This is a genomic window from Corynebacterium sp. p3-SID1194, assembly GCF_025144155.1.
Lineage (GTDB): Bacteria > Actinomycetota > Actinomycetes > Mycobacteriales > Mycobacteriaceae > Corynebacterium.
The window spans coordinates 105,914-122,596 of record NZ_JALXWY010000001.1 but is presented as its reverse complement, the minus strand read 5'-3'; the positions used below and the strand labels follow the sequence as shown (position 1 = coordinate 122,596).

Genomic DNA, 16,683 nt, shown 5'->3' with positions numbered 1-16,683 from the left:
GCGGGAGCGGCGCTCGTGCTGGTCAGTCTGTGTCTGTGTTTTTGTCGGTGTTGCTGTCGGCTCCGCTTCCAGCCTCGGCGAGGTGGAAGGTCTGTTCACCGCGGAGCCAGGTGCCCACCACGCGCGCCGCGAATTCCGCGCCCTCGTAGGGGGTGTTGCGGGACTTCGACGCCATCTCGTCGCCGAGCGCGGTCCACCCGGCGTCTGGGTCGACAAGGGTGAGGTTGGCGGGCTCACCCACCTCGATCGGACGGCCTTGGTCCGCGAGACGGAGAATCTCCGCTGGGCGCTCGCTCATGACTTTGGCCACGAAGCGCCAGTCGGCCAAGCCGGACTCGACGAAGACCTTGGCGATGATCGCGAGTGAGGTTTCCAGGCCGATCATGCCGGGCTTGGCGTTTTCGAATTCCACGCACTTGTCTTCGGAGCCGTGCGGGGCGTGGTCGGTGGCGACGACGTCGATGGTGCCGTCGAGCAGCGCGTCGCGCAGAGCGATCGTGTCGCGGTCCTCACGCAACGGCGGGTTGACGCGGTAGACACCGTCGTAGCTCTCCAGCTTCGCGTCGGTGAGCAGAAGATGATGCGGGGTCACTTCGGCGGAGACGTCGATGCCCTGCTCTTTCGCCCAGCGCAATAGGGAGACGGTGCCCTCGGTGGATGCGTGGCAGAGGTGGTAGCGCCCGCCATAATCACGGGTCATGATGAGGTCGCGCGCCACGACGGATTCTTCGGCGACACGGGGCCAGCCGCGCAGGCCGAGTCGTGCGGCGTTCTCGCCCTCGTGGGCGACGGAGCCGTCGGTCATGCGGTGGTCTTCAGCATGCTGTGCCAGCACCACGTCGTAGGCCTTCGCGTACTCGATGGCGCGGCGCATCAGCTGTGGATCGTTCACGCACTTGCCGTCGTCGGAGAACATTGTGACGTGCCCGCGGGACATCAGGCCGATCTCGGTGAGCGATTCGCCTTTTAGCCCCTTGGTGATGGAGCCGACCGGGTAGACATCGCACTTGCCGTAGGTCTGGCCTTTATCCCACACAGCGTCGGCGAGGAAAGGCTGGTCGATCACCGGCTGGGTATTCGCCATTGTGAATACTGCGGTGAACCCGCCCTTGGCCGCGGCATTGGAACCGGTGGCGATGGTCTCGGTGTCTTCGCGTCCGGGCTCGCGCAGGTGGACATGCATGTCAACGAGGCCGGGGAGCAACACCTTGCCGCCGCAATCCATGACTTCGTCGGCATCGTCGAAGGGGTTCTCGCCGATCGAGTCGATCACGCCGTCGGCGACGTCGATGAGAATGTTGGTTTCGTCTTCGCCGTAGGGGCGGACATTATTCAATGCGAGTGTCGTCACTTCCCTACTCCTTTCCTTCCAGCGCATCTTCGCCGCTCGCCAGCAGGGTAAACAAGACCGCCATGCGCGTGTACACACCGTTGGTGACCTGGTCGAGCACCACGGTGTTATCGCGGTCAGCGACATCGAAGTTGATTTCCATGCCGCGCAACATCGGGCCCGGGTGCATGATCAACGTGTCGTCGCCGAGCATGTCCGCTCGGTCCCTGCTCAGCCCGTAGAGCGTCGCGTACTCGCGGTGCGACGGGAAGAACCCGCCGTTCATGCGCTCGGCCTGCACACGCAGCATCATCACTGCTGCTATCGGCGCGGATTTTTCACTACGCGCGTCTGCCAAAGCCGCATCGAAGTCGTATTCGACCGAGCACGGCCAGTGCTCGGCACCAGTCGGCAGCAGTGTCGGCGGAGCGACGAGCACGACGTCCGCACCGAGTGCGTGGAGCAAATCCACGTTGGAGCGGGCCACGCGGGAGTGCAGGATATCGCCGACGATGAGCACCTTCTTTCCGGCAACATCGCCGATGTGCTGGCGCATCGTCACAGCGTCGAGAAGCGCTTGCGTTGGGTGCTGGTGCGAACCGTCGCCCGCGTTGATGATGGAAGCGCCGGGCACCCACTCACGCAGCAAGTTCGGCGCGCCGGAGGACGGGTGTCGCATGATGATCGCGTCCGCGCCCACGGAGCGCAGCGTATTCGCTGTGTCCTTGAGCGACTCGCCCTTCTTCACGGATGAGTTCGATGCCGACACGTTGATCACGTCCGCGCTCATCCACTTGCCCGCGGTCTCGAAAGAGGAGCGCGTGCGGGTGGAGTTCTCGTAGAACAGCGTGAAGACGGTCCTGCCGCGCAGAGTGGGCAGCTTCTTCATCTCGCGGCCGTCGAGCGCCTCGCGGAAACGGTCGGCTTCGTCCATCAAGCCGACGATCTCCTCCCGGCTCAGATCCGCGATGCTGATGAGGTGCCTCATTCTTCGACCTCCTCTTTGACCAGGAGGACGGCATCGGCGTCATCGAGCGGAGTGAGCGTCACGCGGACGTCCTCCGTGATCGCCGTCGGAATATTCTTGCCCACATAATCCGCGCGGATCGGAAGCGCACGGTGGCCGCGGTCGACTAAGACCGCGAGCTGGATCGCTTCCGGGCGGCCGATATCGCTGAGCGAATCGAGCGCGGCGCGGATGGTTCGCCCGGAAAACAGCACGTCGTCGACGAGAACGATCGTCGCTCCGTTGATGTTGCCCGGGATATCGGTCGGGGCCAAGGCGCGGTGCGGGCGGCCGCGGAGGTCATCGCGGTAGAGCGTCACATCGAGGCTGCCGACGGGAACGCTCACCCCTGAAAATTCCTCGATCGCTGCTGCGATGCGCTGGGCCAAGGGCACTCCGCCGGAGGGAATGCCCAACATGATCAGTGGTGGAGCACCGTCGGAATCGAGTGCAGTTCTCTCGATAATCTGGTGCGCGATGCGTGCAATCGTGCGCGAGACGTCACTAGCGTCAAGCAACTCTGTGGCACTCATCGAACCTCCTTCCCCGCCTCTCTGTGCGGAATTTAAAGGATGTTTCTAGTAGAGCCTGCCTATGCTTGGTAGACGTTTGCAAGAGTAGCACTCCACCGCCCGCATTTTTCGAATGAACAGGTCACCAGCTTTGTCACTCGCCGCAACACACACCATCGATGCACCGCTTGCCGACGTCTGGCGTTGGCACACCATGCCCGGCGCCGTGCACCGCTTGACCCCGCCGTTTTTGCCGATGACAGTCGTCTCTGGGGCCGATTCCCTGAAAGATGGCACCACAGTGTTCTCCCTGCCCGCCGGCCAGAAATGGGTCGCCCGCCACCAGCCGCAGGGCTTCGTCGACCATGAACAATTCGTCGACGAGGCCGCCAACACTCCGATCAAACAGCTGACCAAGTGGCGCCATGAGCACCGTTTTGAAGAAGTAGGCGGAACAACCCGCATCACCGACACCGTGCACGCAACAGCACCGGAAATGGTGCTCGCCCCCGCATTCGCCTACCGCCAGCACCAACTCGCCGAAGACATCGCGTTCCTCAAACGCATGAACCAGCTGGGCACGACCGACCATGCGAACCAGCCCCGCACACTCACCGTTGCCATGACTGGTTCCCGCGGGCTGGTCGGCACGGCGCTTACCGCGCAGCTGACCACCGCGGGTCACAAAGTCATTCAGCTCGTACGTGGCACACCGCGACACAACGGCGCGCACGAACAGCGCCACTGGGACATGGAGGACCCGGACGCGATGCTTTTCGACGGCGTCGATGCCGTCGTGCACCTGGCCGGCGAGTCGATCATGGGCAGGTTCACCGATGAGCACAAGGCGGAGATCTACTCCTCACGCATTGGCCCCACGCGCCGGCTCGCTCAGCTGGCCGCTGAATCGGGAGTGCGGACATTCATCAGTGCCTCGGCGATCGGCTTTTACGGCACTGACGCCGGCGACCGCGTCCACACCGAATCCGATTCGCGCGGTGACGGATTCTTAGCTGATGTCGTGGACGAATGGGAACGCGCCACCATTTACGCGAAGAACGCAGGCGTCCGCACCGTGAATATCCGCACCGGGCTCGCGCTGTCCGGCGCGGGCGGGCTGCTGCCCCTGCTGAAGCTCTCCGCGCAAACGGCGCTGAGCGCGCGCTTCGGCAACGGCGATTTCTGGATGTCGTGGGTCGCGCTCGACGACCTCACGGACATCTATTTCCGCGCGCTTATCGACGATTCCCTCGCCGGCCCCGTCAACGCGACGGCGCCGAACCCGGTGACCAATGCGGAATTGTCGAAGACCCTGACGTCGTTGCTCCACCGACCGGAGCTCATCGGCATTCCCGAATTCGGCCCGAAGCTCCTGCTCGGCGACGAGGGTGCGCGCGAACTAGCGTTGGCCGACCAGCGCGTCGAGCCAGCAAAGCTAAAAAGCCTCGACCACCACTTCCGCTACCCGCACCTCATCGACGCATTGCGTCACGAGCTCGGCAAGGAAGACTTCTTAGGCGCTAAAGAAGACTTCTTAAGCACCAAGCGCTAGGCGCAGCGGGCGAATGAGAGATGTAGCCTAGGGTGCCATGACAACACCGAACGACAATCCCGTCACGGACCCAGACGCTGTTGGCGACAACTCCGCCGCCGTCGACGCCGACGTTGTCCGTGACGTCACGCTGGCCGATATCGCCACCGTCCTCGAGGGTGAAGAACTCGAATACCGCTTGGAAGAGCCGGTCGTGCGCACCGGTTTCATCAACGCCGCCATGGTCTTCACCATCGACGACGGCACGCTCGTATTCGAGTCCGTCTGGCGCGGCGAATTCGCACCCGAGGATGTCCCTTCCCTGCTGCACGCCACCAACGAGTACAACCAGACGCACTTCACCCCAACGTTGCGCTTCTTCCAGAGCGAAGAGAACACCCTCGCCATCACCGGTGTGCGCACCCTCGATGTGAGCAAGGGTCTGTCTCCGAACCAGCTTGGCGCCTTCGTTGTCACGTCGATCCACTCGACGATGCAGGCATTTGACTACCTCGCGCAATCTTTCCCGACTGCTGTGACGTGGGAGGAGAACTAATATGACCGACCAGAACACGACCCCCAGCCAAGTCACGATCGACCGCATCGTCGACGCCGCCTCCCAGTCCGGCATCGGGCTTTCCGCCGACGCCAGCGGCCGCGCCGCCCACGGCACGCATGAGGAGCTCGAACTCATGGCGGTTCTGCTCGACTCGGTGTTCATTGTCCGCGCTGACTCGGAGACCGATACCGCAGCCGACTCCCCCGACGCGTCCTACTACTTGGCCGCCAACGAGGTGAACTCGACGCTGATCGGCGCACGTGCGATCGTGGGCAACCACGCCGAGCATATCGTCGTGCGCACCGAGGCCGAGCAGTCCGTCGCAGCTGGCATGACTGATGCGCAGCTGCGCTCCGCCGTTCAGACCGCTGTCAACGGTGTAGTCAGCGCACACAACGCTATGTCCGCTCTCCACGAGCAGATTGCTGAGGCGCAGGCAAGCCTGGCTGCGGAAAACAGCCAGGATTAACTCACAACGCTCCCACCCCACTGTGGTGAATAATAGGGGCACAAAAGGACACCCACCGGAGAGACACCCAGCAACGGAGCACCGCGATGACGAACCCACACGGCCATCAGTACCCGCAGCAGTCGGGCGGCTATTCGCACTACGGGTCTGGTCCGCACGGCTATCAGCACGGCGGACCGCAGCAGGGGCCGCAACCAGGCCAGCCCTTCGCTCAACCGTCGCCGTACCACTCCATGCCACAGAACGACAGGTCGAAAACCGGTTGCCTCGCCGGGTTCCTTGTGATTTTCACTGCGCTTCTCCCGATCGTTCTCGGCATCATCAGCATCTTGGTCATCGTCGGCGGGGTCTTTTTCGCCATCATGGTCTCCGAAAGCGGAGAAACGTCAAGCACCACCACGTCGTCTTCTGTCACGGCCACGTCGACAGCGGCGACGCCCACCGCGCCGGGCGGGGATTCAAGCTTCGAACCGCCCGAGCCCTCGGGAAGCCCGGGCTATATCCGCTAACCGAATTATTTCCGCAGTTCGTGGTTCAGAGCTTCTAGCTCAGCACCGCCCGACATTTCCCGTGTGAGCTCGTCCAGTGTCACCTCGTCGCGTGAGGCGTTGAGTTCTTGGCGGCCGAGCTTCAAGATCGCGAAATGGTCGCCCACCATGTACGCATGGTGCGGGTTGTGGGTGACAAAGACGACGGCGACACCACGGTCGCGTGCCGAGGCGATGAATTTGAGCACCACTCCCGATTGCTTCACGCCCAATGCTGCGGTCGGCTCGTCGAGCACCACCACGCGCGCACCGAAGTAGACAGCGCGCGCGATGGCCACCACCTGGCGCTGACCGCCGGAGAGATTGCCGATCTCCACGTCGACGTCGGGAATATCAATCCCCATCTCATGTAGCTGCTCAGAACAGATACGCTGCATCTCAGCTTGCTTCAGCGTTCCGAAAGCACCGGTGAGCTCCTGGCCCAAGAAGAAATTGCGCCACACGCTCAGCTCGTCTACGACTGCGAGGGTCTGGTAGACCGTGGCGATACCGGCATCAATCGCGTCGCGGGGTGAAGAAAAGTTGGCGGGTGAGCCGTCGATAAGCAATTCTCCGCTCGTCTGTTCATGCAAACCCGCAAGAATCTTGATGAGCGTGGATTTTCCGGCTCCGTTGTCGCCGAGCACGCACGTGACCTCGCCTTCTTCGATGTCGAGGTCGACTCCGCGGAGGGCATCAAAGCTGCCGTAGGACTTGGTGATGTCCCGCAATTCGATGATGGCCATGGGCTACCTCCGCTTCGTGATGTTGGCGAACGACGTGTTGGTGAACACTGCGAAAAGCAGCATCGCGCCGAGGAAGAATTTGAACCAATCGGGATTCCACCCGGCGTAGACGATGCCCTGGTTCGTCATTCCGAAGATGAGCGCGCCGATCATCGTGCCGATGGCGGTGCCGCGGCCGCCCTTCATCGCGCAACCGCCGATGACGGCCGCGATAATGTACAGGAACTCGTTGCCCACGCCCTGGCCGGCCTGGATGGAATCGAACGCGAACAGCGTGTGCATACCCACGAACCAGGCAGCGAAACCGACGGTCATAAATAGTGCGACCTTGACGCGGCGCACAGGGACGCCCACGGCGCGCGCGGCTTCCTCATCGCCGCCGACCGCTGTGATCCAGTTGCCGAATTTCGTGCGGAAGAGAATGAACGAGGCAATGGCGACAAACAGCAACCACCAGACGACCGTGACGCTAATGCGCACATCCCCGATGTGAAAACTGCCGGCGAAGAATGTGCGCGCCGACGGGAAGCCCTCCATGTCGGCGATCGTAGGGGTAGCCACCTGACCGGTGACCAGTTTGGTCACCGCGAGGTTGAGGCCTTGGAGCATGAGGAAGGCCGCCAGGGTGATGAGGAAGCTGTCGATGCCTGTGCGTGAGACGAGAATGCCGTTGAGCGCACCGATGCCGAGAGAAATGAGCAGGGCAAGGCCCGCTCCCACCCACGAGTTCAGGTGCAGGTTGTAGTTGAGCATCGTCGCCGCGAGTGCCGCGGTGGTGACGGCGACACCGGAAGACAGGTCGAATTCGCCGCCGATCATGAGTAGGCCGACGGCGAGAGCCACGATGCCGAGAGTCGAGCTAGCGTAAAGGATCGTCGCTATCGCCTCGAACGAACGGAATGCGGGCGCGACGGCGAGAAACAGCGCGAGGATGACCAGGAAACCGAGCAAGCTGGCCAACTCCGGACGGCGGATCAGCTTCGCTAAGCCAGTGTGAGTCCTGAGTCGGTCGTCCGGTGCCGTGTCCTGCGGTGAGACGTGGGCTGTCACGTCTTTGTCCGGCTGCGGTGCGACTGTGCTCATCGCAACCCCTTCTTCGCCGCCTCAGCGACCTTGTCCACGTTCGTGCCGTCAACGAAACTGGGGCCGGTGAAGACTGGTTGGCCGCCGCCGAAGGTGCCGCCGTTGCGCTTGGCCACCCACAGCGAATCCACCGCCAGGTACCCCTGCAGGTACGGCTGTTGGTCCACCGCCCAGGCGATTCGGCCGTCGGCAATCGCGTCGACGAGCTCCGCGTTGGTGTCGAAGGTGACCACCTGGGCTTCCGCGCCCGACTGCTTCACCGATTCGGTGGCACGCATGGCCACTGGGGCCTGCAGCCCGAAAACGGTGTCGAAACTGGAGTCCTGGCTAAGCTTCGAGCTGATCGTCGCTTGCACCGAAGTCAGGTCTTGGCCGTTGACGTAGAGGTGCTCGACCTCGCCGTCGTCAAGCCCCTGCTTCACTCCGTTACAACGCGCTTCCTGCGAAGAATTTCCCTGCTCGTGAATGACGCAGAGAACCTTCTTCTTCCCTTCTTCTTTGAGCCTCTCGCCTGCCCTGGTGCCGGCGATGGTCTCGTCCTGGCCGAAGAAACCGCTGAGCCCGTAGGTTGTGTAATCGTCCATACCGGCATTCAGCCCAACCGTTGGGATTCCCGCGTCGACGGCGTTCTGTGCCGCGGGACCGATGGCTTCGGCATTCGGCATGGTCACGGCAATACCGTCGACATTGGAATCGACTGCGGAGCGAACGAGATTGGCCTGGTTCGGCGCTTGCGGGTCGGAGGAATACCGCAGCTCGATATTGTCTTTTTTGGCTGCGTCCTCCGCGCCCTTGCGCACAAGATCCCAGAAGGTGTCACCGGGGGCGCCATGCGTGACCATCGCGACGACGTACCGCGGGGTGTCCACCCCGCCGGCGGTGCCGTCAGAACCGTCGTTGCGCGGTGCCCCACCGGTGGCCGAGCACCCCGCCGCAGTCAGTCCGACAACTGCGACGATAGTCGCTGCCTTGAAAAGTCTTCCGATTTTTAACACCTATACAGTGTGCCCCGCGCAGCGAAGGAAACCCGCATTCCAGAGCGACTTGACCGATTCAGAAGACTGCTCGCCGCATGCGCGAACTTAGATATCGGAAAGGCCCGGCCCGATCGGCACATCATCGACGATCGGCGTGAGTTCTTCCATGGCCGCCTTCATGTCGGCGATGTCCGCCTCATCTCCCTTGGAATGGCGGAACATGTAGGTTGTCACCATCGCGTTGCCCATGTTCGTGGTGCAGAAGAATTGGCGCAGATCCGCCGGCGGGTTCTTCGCGCACGCGAAATAGCGTCCCTCGACGGTGAATTCGAGGTTGTCGAACGACACGACCTCTTCCCCGTTCTCCCGTTGCTGTCGCTGATAGTCCTCCGCGGTGAAGGTCCGGAAATCATCGGCCGCCTGCTTCGGGTCGTCCGGACACACGCTGTACGCGTCACCCTCTTCGAGGTAAGCGGCGCCGACTGAATATTGCCACTGACCTGAGCCGTCCTGATAGAACTTATTCCAGCCTCCGTCCATATCGTTGCTGAAGTTCGGGTCATGCGGCAGCTGGGCGAAGAACTCCGGCATTTTGTCCTGGAGTGCGTTGATGCTCACTTCTCTGTCGCACGCTTTAGGATCAGGCTGCTCCAAAGTCGCGGAAACGGTCGCTTCGTCTTGCGCGGCATTTTCTTGGCCACTGTCCGTCGCTTCCGTCGAACCATTGTCGTTCGTAGCGCCGCCGTTGTGGCTTGAGCAACCCACCAGCAACGCCGACGATGCCGCAAGTGCTAGTACGGCCGTGTTCACTCTTCGCATGCATCCCTCTTCGCTCGCTCAACGTACGGGCCTGTTTTGCTCGCAAGATTACACACGCGGGTCAACCTGGGATGCGAAGTTTATGAAAGCGTTGTGCAGCGTGGCTGCGACGCCGGTGTGGTGTCCGCTTTTAGGACTCTTCGAGGCGCTTGAGCTCGACCTCAGGGTCGAAGTCCGGCTCCGGCCACTCCAGGTCAAGCTCGCGCAGTGCCTTCAGCAGCAGGGTCTTGACCACGGTGCGGCAATAGTCCTTGTCATCGGAAGGCACGCAGTACCACGGGGCGACGTCGGTGGATGTGCGCTTAAGCGCGATCTCGTAAGCCTCCTGGAACTCGTCCCACAGCATGCGGTCTTCGATATCGCCCGGGTTGTACTTCCAGTGCTTGTCCTCGCGCTCAATGCGCTCGCGTAGGTTCTCGCCCTGGAATTCCTTGGAGATATGCGGCATGACCTTGATGATCTTGGTGCCCTTCGCTGCTGCTTCAGCCTCGAAATCCACAATCGCGCCGTAGCGGCGCTCGATCTCTTCCGGCGGTGCCAGTTCGCGGACGCGCTGCACCAGCACATCTTCGTAGTGGGAACGGTCGAACACACTCACCATGCCCGGCTCAGGCAGGTGCGGTGCGATCCGCCACAGGAAGTCGTGCTTCTTCTCTTCCTCGGTGGGTTTACCGAAGGCCGTGATCTGCACGCCCTGCGGGTCGAGCACATCGCCCACGACTTTTCGGATGATCCCGCCTTTTCCGGAAGTATCCATCCCCTGGAGCACAAGCAAAATAGATCCAGTGCCCTCAACGCCGGCGCGGGCATTGGCGTACAAGCACTCCTGGAGATCGGCGACCTCTTCGTCGTATTTTTCAAATGCCTCGTCGACATTGCTCTTTTTCACCCCAGGCGTGGAGTCCGGGTCCACATCCGCGAGCACGAAATCTTCATCGACGCGGAGCGCCTCAGCTTCCTTGATCGATACCTTCGCCATGGCTCGGTGTACTCCTACTTATCGGCAGACGGGGTGGTTGTCTCGGGCGCTTCCGGCTCCGGGACGAGCTCGGCTACAGCAGTTGCGGAATTCAGCTCCGTTTCCTCGGTCACATCAGGCGCGACGACACCACCGGGTGTTTCAGACTGAGTATCGGTCAGCACGACATCGCTGTCAGTGCCGGTGCCGGTGTCAGTATCGGTGTCGTCGTCGACACCGCTGTCTTCCCCGTTCACGATGTCGGGGGCATCGGCGGCATTGGCCTGGATGATGTCGTCGAGGACGGCGTGGATATACGGCGAGGCGTTGTCGCCGGCGTACTCGGTGGACATCTCCATGGCGTTGGCGATGGAGATCGGCGGGGCGACCTCGTCGTTGTACAGGATCTCCCAGGTTCCCACGCGCAAGATAGCGCGGTCGACCGCTGGGATGCGGTGCAGCTCCCAATCCTCCGACAGGAATCGCTCGATATAGTCGTCGATCTCGTCGAGGTTCTCCGCCGCGCCGGCGATGATCTCTCGCGTGTAAACCGCGATGGGTGCGACAGCGTTCACGGGGTCCTGTGCCAGTGCGGCACGTTCCTCGACGATGGCGACCGGGTCGAGGTCGCGGGTCTCCGCTTCGAAAAGGATGTCTACTGCGCGGCGGCGTGCACGGTAACGCGCACCATGACGTTTGTAATCAGGCATGTTCGCAAAAGAAGAATCAGGGGCAGGGACGATCAGGTGAAGTGAAAAATGAGGTGGACTCGGGGCTGAGTCCACCAGAATCGGAGCAGTTGGGGACCGCTCCCGTCAAGACACAAGGCCTTGCATAGGTCGTTTAGTGTATAGGTCGTTTAGTTGCTCACGCGGGAGAGGTACTCCCCAGTGCGGGTATCCACCTTGAGCACGTTGCCGGTCTCGATGAACAGCGGGACCTGGATCTCAGCACCGGTCTCCAGGGTCGCCGGCTTGGTGCCGCCGGAGGAACGGTCGCCCTGCAGGCCCGGATCAGTGTGCTCGACCTTCAGGTCCACGGAGATCGGCAGCTCGGCGAACAGTGCCTCGCCGTCGTGGAAGGAAACCTGAACACGCATGTTCTCCAAGAGGAACTTAGCGGCGTCGCCGAACTTGTCAGCGGGGAGTTCGAACTGCTCGAAGGTCTTGTCGTCCATGACGACGTAGCTGGTGCCGTCGTTGTACAGGTAGGTCATGTCACGGCGGTCCACCGTCGCGGTCTCAACCTTCACACCGGCGTTCCAGGTCTTGTCCACGGTCTTGCCGGAGACGACGTCCTTGAGCTTCGTGCGGACGAACGCGGGGCCCTTGCCCGGCTTGACGTGCTGGAACTCGATGATCTGCTGCAGCTTGCCGTCAACCTTGAGCACAAGGCCGTTCTTGAAATCAGCGGTCGTTGCCACGATATTCTCCCTTAATTCGGCTCGGTGGGTGATTCAAACACAGCTATGCTACACCACCGCCAACCGCCGACCACTAACTCTGGCGGATTGACTGACAATCAGTCGTGGCAGAGAGCTCACTGTTAAAGAACGGTGAGTTCCTTCGGTGCCGGGGTGATCACCTTCGGCGCACCGGAGGTGATGATGAGAGTGTCCTCAATACGCACACCGCCCTTACCAGGCACATAAATGCCAGGTTCAATGGTGAGCGTCATGTTCCCCTCCAGCACGCCTTTGCCGCGCGTCGATGCCGCCGGACCTTCATGCACGTCGAGCCCGATACCGTGACCCGTGGAATGCACGAAGTAGTCGCCGTACCCAGCAGCGTCGATAATGTCGCGGCATGCCTTATCGACGTCGACAAGTGCGCGCCCCGGCGTCGCCGCCGCAACTCCGGCCTTCTGTGCCTCCAGCACGATCTCGTAGATCTCCCGGTTGAAATCCGACGGCTCGCCGATGCAGAACGTGCGCGTCATATCTGAATTGAAGCCGAGGTAATGGGCACCGAAATCGATGGTGACCAGGTCCCCGTCGGTCAACTCCCGGTCGCCGGCAGCGTAGTGCGGCAACGCCGAATTGGGGCCCGATGCGACGATGGTGTCGAAGCTGACGCGCTCGGAGCCCAACAGGCGCATCCGGTATTCCAGATCAGCAGCGACCTGCTTCTCAGTCCGGCCGGCGCGCAGCTCACCAGCGTCGATAAGCTCGCGCAGCGCAGTGACCGCGATATCCGCTGATTCTTCAAGTTTCTGGAGCTCGAAATTATCCTTGATCAAGCGGATCTGCTCGACAACGCCTTTGACGGGCACGAGCGTGACCGACTCCGGGGTGGCTTTGTTCAGGCTGTCGAGCTCATCCACCGTGGTCCGCGAAGGATCGAAGCCGACTCGCCACCCTTCCGGCACTGTCGCCAGAACAGCCGGACCGGCATCGCGCTGAATGATCGCCTCGATATCCGGAACTTCCTCGGCGATCTGCGTGGTATAGCGGCCGTCGGTGGCGATCGCGGCGGACAGATCCTTATTCATCAGCAATGCGCCGTTGGAACCGGTGAAGCCGGAGAAATAGCGGACATTCGTCGGATCCGTGATCACGAACGAGTCGATCCGCTGCGCTGCAAGTGTCGCGGACAGCTTGCGGCGGCGGGTCAGAAAGCGGGAATCGGCGAAACTCATGGTTTAACGTCCCTCCTCAGGAAGTAGTCGAGTGCCATGTCGTAGCCGTCCGTGCCTAGGCCGGCGATGATGCCGGTGGCAATCGGCGACAGGTACGAGTGGTGGCGGAACGGTTCGCGCGCGTGCACATTCGAAATATGCACCTCGATGAAACCGGGGGTGCCCTGCAGCTCAACGAGGGCATCGCGCAGCGCTACCGACGTGTGGGTGAACCCTCCCGGGTTGATGATCACGGGCCAGGAGTGATCAGCTGCCTCGTGAACAGCGTCGATCAATTCGCCCTCGTGGTTCGACTGGATGAATGCGATCTCAGCCCCGCCCTGCTCGGCACGCTCCCAGAGGCGCTGCTCGATATCGGCCAGCGTCGTCGTGCCGTACACATCCGGCTGCCGCTTGCCCAACCTGTTCAGGTTGGGGCCGTTGAGTACCAGAATCTTCACGGTGGCCTCCTCGCCGAGGGAGTTGATGTCAGATAAGCGTCACGATGACAGTTCAGTGTACGCGGATCGGAGCTCCTCGATCTCCGCATCCTCGATTCGGGTGGTGCTGCCAATGCCATCCAGCACAACGAAACGGATCTGGCCGTTGCGGTTTTTCTTGTCGTGCGTCATGCCCTCGAAGAGCTCATCGAATGCGCCAGCCTCGTAGGTCGTCGGCAGACCGATTCCTTCGAGGATCTCGCGGTGAAGCTCCACCACGTCGTCGTCGATAAGCCCGCGATTGCGCGCGAGAATAGCGACGAACATCATGCCCACCGCGACGGCATTGCCGTGACGCCAGCGGTAATTCTCGCGCTTTTCAATTGCGTGGCCGAGCGTGTGGCCGTAGTTGAGGATCTCACGCAGCGAGGACTCCTTGAGGTCCTGGGCCACGACGGCCCCCTTCACCGCGACGGAGCGCTCGATGAGCTCTGCGGTTTTCTCGGCCGGGATGCTGCCACCGGCGCGGTAGATATCCAAGATGATCGGGTCGGCGATGAAGCCGGTCTTGATGATCTCGGCCGAGCCGGCGATGAATTCCTCCTCCGGCAGCGTCTCCAGACGGTCGAGGTCGATGAATACCGAATCCGGCTCGTGGAAAGCACCCACAAGGTTCTTGCCCGCGGCGGTATTGATGCCGGTCTTGCCGCCGACGGCCGCATCGACCATTGCCAAAAGCGTCGTGGGAACTTGGACGACCTTGATGCCGCGCATCCACGTTGCAGCGACGAAACCAGCCAAGTCGGTCGTCGCTCCCCCGCCCAGGCCCACGACAACGTCCTGACGGGAGAAATTCTTCTCGCCGAGGGTGTTCCACAGCTTTTCTGCGACAGCGAGCGACTTGCCGTCCTCCGCATCCGGAATCGGGGCCAGCGTCGCGCTGATGCCGTTGTCCTCCAGCTGCTGTTGGAGAGATTCCGCCGCCGCGGTCAGCGGATCCTGGTGAACGATCAACGCCTGACGGGCACCGATCTCAGCGATGCGCTGCGCCACCTGGTCATCCAGGCCGTGATCGATCCGGACGGTATACGGCGACGGTCCTGCGACCTGAATATCGGCCATGGCGGTTCTCCTTTGTTGAGAGGCGGCGTTGTACGTCTGTGCCACTGCTGGACTGTGCTGGACTGCCAGCTGGGCCAGGTTCTCCGCTAGCGGGTATCGATGAGAGCGAGAATCTCTGCCACGAGGCGCTGCGGCGGACGCGAATCGGTGCGCACCCGGTGCATCGCCACCTCGCGGTAGTACGGCTCGCGGGACTCCAGCAGGGCGCGGTAATGCGCCTCCGGATCGTCGGCTTGCAGCACCGGGCGGGAATCATTGCCCGAGGTGCGGCGCACGCCCTCCTCGACCGAGACATCGATCCAGACGACATGGTGCGCCTGAAGGAGTTTGCGGGTGGATTCGGTGAGCACCGCGCCTCCGCCAAGGCTGACCACGCCACCGGACGCGAGCGAGCGTGCGACGTATTCTGCCTCGACCTCGCGGAAACGTTCCTCACCAAGCTCGCTGAAGACCTCACCGGTCGGCTTGCCTTCGCCCTTAGCAATCAGGTCGTCGGAATCGACGAGTGGCAGGTTCATGGCGCGGGCGAGACGGCGCCCAATCGTGGATTTTCCGGCACCCGGCGGGCCGACGAGGACGACGCGGGGTGAGCCGTGGACGACGGGTTCCTCCGGGGCGCCGAACGCGGCGGCGTCTCCGTGGGAACCGACCGGCTCGCCCCCGCCGGGCAGGATCTGACTACGTTGACGCGTGCTCGGTGCCGGGGTACCGGAGGTGGCCGGGAAGCGTGCCGGACGCTGATGGCCCGTTACTGGATTAGTCATTTCCGTTTCCTCCGAATGCGAGACGCTCAGACACGTAGTGCTTATACGCTTCGACGTTCCGTTTCGTTTCCTCAACACTGTCTCCGCCGAATTTCTCCAGCGTCGCGCGAGCCAACACGAGTGCGACCATTGCCTCAGCGACGACACCGGCAGCGGGCACCGCACACACGTCGGAACGTTGGTGGATGGCTGTGGCCTTCTCCCCCGTCGCCATGTCGAGCGTCTGCAGCGCGCGGGGCACGGTGGAGATCGGTTTCATCGCCGCGCGCACGCGCAGCTGCTCACCGTTCGTCATGCCACCTTCGAGCCCGCCCGCACGGTTGGTGGCGCGATGGACACCATTCTCGTCGCGGAGAATCTCGTCGTGCGCCTCCGAACCGCGGCGACGCGCTTCCTCGAAACCATCGCCGACCTCGACGCCCTTGATCGCCTGAATGCTCATCAGGGCCGCGGCGAGTTGCGCATCAAGGCGCGTCTCACCGGAGACATGGGAGCCGAGCCCGATCGGCAGGCCGTCCACGATGACCTCGACAATGCCGCCCAAGGTGTCGCCCGCCTTCTTCGCCGACTCGATTTCGGCGATCATGGACTCCTCCGCGTCCTTACCGAAGGCACGCACGGGAGATTCATCGATCGCGTCAATGTCGCTGAACTGCGGGGACGGACCATCGTACGGATCAGAGGCACCGATGGAGATCACGTGGGAGTAGACCTCCACGCCGAGCACCTCCCGAAGAAACGAGCGCGCGACAGTCGCGGCCGCCACGCGGGACGCAGTTTCGCGTGCCGACGACCGCTCCAGCACCGGACGTGCCGCATCAAAGCCGTATTTGACCATGCCGGAGAAATCCGCGTGGCCCGGGCGCGGGCGCGTCAGGGCTGCGCCGCGGCCGGAGTTCATGGCCTTGGCCACGTCGGGATCGTCATAGTCCAACGCGTCCGGCGACATGATCGTCGTCCACTTCGGCCACTCAGTGTTACCGATCATGATGGCGATCGGACTGCCGATGGTCTTGCCGTGCACCACGCCGGTCAGCAGGGTCAATTCATCCTGCTCGAACTTCATGCGTGCGCCACGGCCGTAGCCGAGCCGGCGACGCGCGAGCTGGTGGCCGATCTCATCCGCGGAGACAGTGACCCCAGCTGGCATATTCTCGACCAGTGCGACAAGCGCCTGACCGTGGGATTCACCTGCGGTAGTCCAACGAAGCATGCAGGCATTGT

Annotated in this window: 19 protein-coding genes; 4 read left to right on the top strand and 15 right to left on the bottom strand. The window is 62.4% G+C overall.

The window, feature by feature from the left end; all coding sequences use genetic code 11:
- Positions 1–22: 22 nt before the first annotated feature.
- From M3G19_RS00615 to pyrR, 3 genes are read right to left on the bottom strand one after another with little or no spacing between them, the layout of a single operon-like run.
- Entirely contained in the window at positions 23–1,378 is a 1,356-nt protein-coding gene (locus M3G19_RS00615; RefSeq protein WP_396121719.1) for a dihydroorotase, read from the bottom strand.
- Positions 1,356–2,318 (bottom strand): aspartate carbamoyltransferase catalytic subunit, encoded by a 963-nt coding sequence (locus M3G19_RS00610; protein ID WP_259899857.1) that lies wholly within the window; start codon positions 2,316–2,318, stop codon positions 1,356–1,358. Before M3G19_RS00610 ends, M3G19_RS00615 begins: the two co-directional genes overlap by 23 nt.
- Complete coding sequence (gene pyrR, locus M3G19_RS00605; RefSeq protein WP_259899856.1) at positions 2,315–2,869, bottom strand: bifunctional pyr operon transcriptional regulator/uracil phosphoribosyltransferase PyrR; 555 nt, start codon at positions 2,867–2,869, stop codon at positions 2,315–2,317. Before pyrR ends, M3G19_RS00610 begins: the two co-directional genes overlap by 4 nt.
- A gap of 130 nt (positions 2,870–2,999) precedes the next feature.
- Here pyrR and M3G19_RS00600 point away from each other — a divergent pair, with 130 nt between their 5' ends.
- The 4 genes from M3G19_RS00600 (at position 3,000) to M3G19_RS00585 (ending at position 5,916) form a co-directional block, all read left to right on the top strand.
- Positions 3,000–4,400 (top strand): TIGR01777 family oxidoreductase, encoded by a 1,401-nt coding sequence (locus tag M3G19_RS00600; RefSeq protein WP_259900220.1) that lies wholly within the window; start codon positions 3,000–3,002, stop codon positions 4,398–4,400.
- 37 nt (positions 4,401–4,437) lie between these two features.
- Positions 4,438–4,935 carry a YbjN domain-containing protein gene (locus M3G19_RS00595; RefSeq protein ID WP_259899849.1) on the top strand — a complete coding sequence of 166 codons (498 nt, stop codon included), beginning with the start codon at positions 4,438–4,440 and terminating at the stop codon, positions 4,933–4,935.
- A 1-nt stretch (position 4,936) separates the two neighbouring features.
- Entirely contained in the window at positions 4,937–5,407 is a 471-nt protein-coding gene (locus M3G19_RS00590) for a hypothetical protein (protein ID WP_259899848.1), read from the top strand.
- A gap of 86 nt (positions 5,408–5,493) precedes the next feature.
- Positions 5,494–5,916, top strand: coding sequence for a hypothetical protein (locus tag M3G19_RS00585; RefSeq protein ID WP_259899845.1), 423 nt, complete (start codon positions 5,494–5,496; stop codon positions 5,914–5,916).
- A 5-nt stretch (positions 5,917–5,921) separates the two neighbouring features.
- Here the strand turns inward: M3G19_RS00585 and M3G19_RS00580 are convergent, their stop codons facing one another.
- From M3G19_RS00580 to aroC, 12 genes are all read right to left on the bottom strand, one after another.
- On the bottom strand, positions 5,922–6,680 hold the full coding sequence (locus M3G19_RS00580) for an ATP-binding cassette domain-containing protein (RefSeq protein WP_259899844.1): 759 nt from the start codon (positions 6,678–6,680) through the stop codon (positions 5,922–5,924).
- Between the two features lie 3 nt (positions 6,681–6,683).
- Positions 6,684–7,763, bottom strand: coding sequence for an ABC transporter permease (locus M3G19_RS00575; RefSeq protein ID WP_259899841.1), 1,080 nt, complete (start codon positions 7,761–7,763; stop codon positions 6,684–6,686).
- On the bottom strand, positions 7,760–8,758 hold the full coding sequence (locus M3G19_RS00570; protein WP_396121718.1) for a substrate-binding domain-containing protein: 999 nt from the start codon (positions 8,756–8,758) through the stop codon (positions 7,760–7,762). Before M3G19_RS00570 ends, M3G19_RS00575 begins: the two co-directional genes overlap by 4 nt.
- Before the next feature lie 87 nt (positions 8,759–8,845).
- Positions 8,846–9,550, bottom strand: coding sequence for a hypothetical protein (locus M3G19_RS00565; RefSeq protein ID WP_259899840.1), 705 nt, complete (start codon positions 9,548–9,550; stop codon positions 8,846–8,848).
- A gap of 139 nt (positions 9,551–9,689) precedes the next feature.
- Positions 9,690–10,538: a PPK2 family polyphosphate kinase gene (locus M3G19_RS00560; protein ID WP_259899839.1), complete on the bottom strand. Its 849-nt coding sequence runs from the start codon at positions 10,536–10,538 to the stop codon at positions 9,690–9,692.
- Between the two features lie 14 nt (positions 10,539–10,552).
- Complete coding sequence (gene nusB, locus M3G19_RS00555; protein WP_259899837.1) at positions 10,553–11,227, bottom strand: transcription antitermination factor NusB; 675 nt, start codon at positions 11,225–11,227, stop codon at positions 10,553–10,555.
- A gap of 149 nt (positions 11,228–11,376) precedes the next feature.
- The gene (gene efp / locus M3G19_RS00550) at positions 11,377–11,940 is read right to left on the bottom strand and encodes an elongation factor P (protein ID WP_259899836.1); all 564 of its coding nucleotides are present in this window, start codon (positions 11,938–11,940) and stop codon (positions 11,377–11,379) included.
- Between the two features lie 122 nt (positions 11,941–12,062).
- A complete protein-coding gene (locus M3G19_RS00545) occupies positions 12,063–13,154 on the bottom strand; it encodes a Xaa-Pro peptidase family protein (protein WP_259899835.1) in 1,092 nt (363 codons plus the stop codon).
- Positions 13,151–13,594, bottom strand: coding sequence for a type II 3-dehydroquinate dehydratase (gene aroQ, locus M3G19_RS00540; protein ID WP_259899834.1), 444 nt, complete (start codon positions 13,592–13,594; stop codon positions 13,151–13,153). The genes M3G19_RS00545 and aroQ overlap by 4 nt, the downstream gene beginning before the upstream one ends.
- Before the next feature lie 39 nt (positions 13,595–13,633).
- The gene (gene aroB, locus M3G19_RS00535) at positions 13,634–14,695 is read right to left on the bottom strand and encodes a 3-dehydroquinate synthase (protein WP_259899832.1); all 1,062 of its coding nucleotides are present in this window, start codon (positions 14,693–14,695) and stop codon (positions 13,634–13,636) included.
- Between the two features lie 86 nt (positions 14,696–14,781).
- On the bottom strand, positions 14,782–15,459 hold the full coding sequence (locus M3G19_RS00530; RefSeq protein ID WP_259899831.1) for a shikimate kinase: 678 nt from the start codon (positions 15,457–15,459) through the stop codon (positions 14,782–14,784).
- Positions 15,452–16,672 carry a chorismate synthase gene (gene aroC / locus M3G19_RS00525; RefSeq protein WP_210573462.1) on the bottom strand — a complete coding sequence of 407 codons (1,221 nt, stop codon included), beginning with the start codon at positions 16,670–16,672 and terminating at the stop codon, positions 15,452–15,454. Before aroC ends, M3G19_RS00530 begins: the two co-directional genes overlap by 8 nt.
- Between the last annotated feature and the right edge of the window lie 11 nt (positions 16,673–16,683).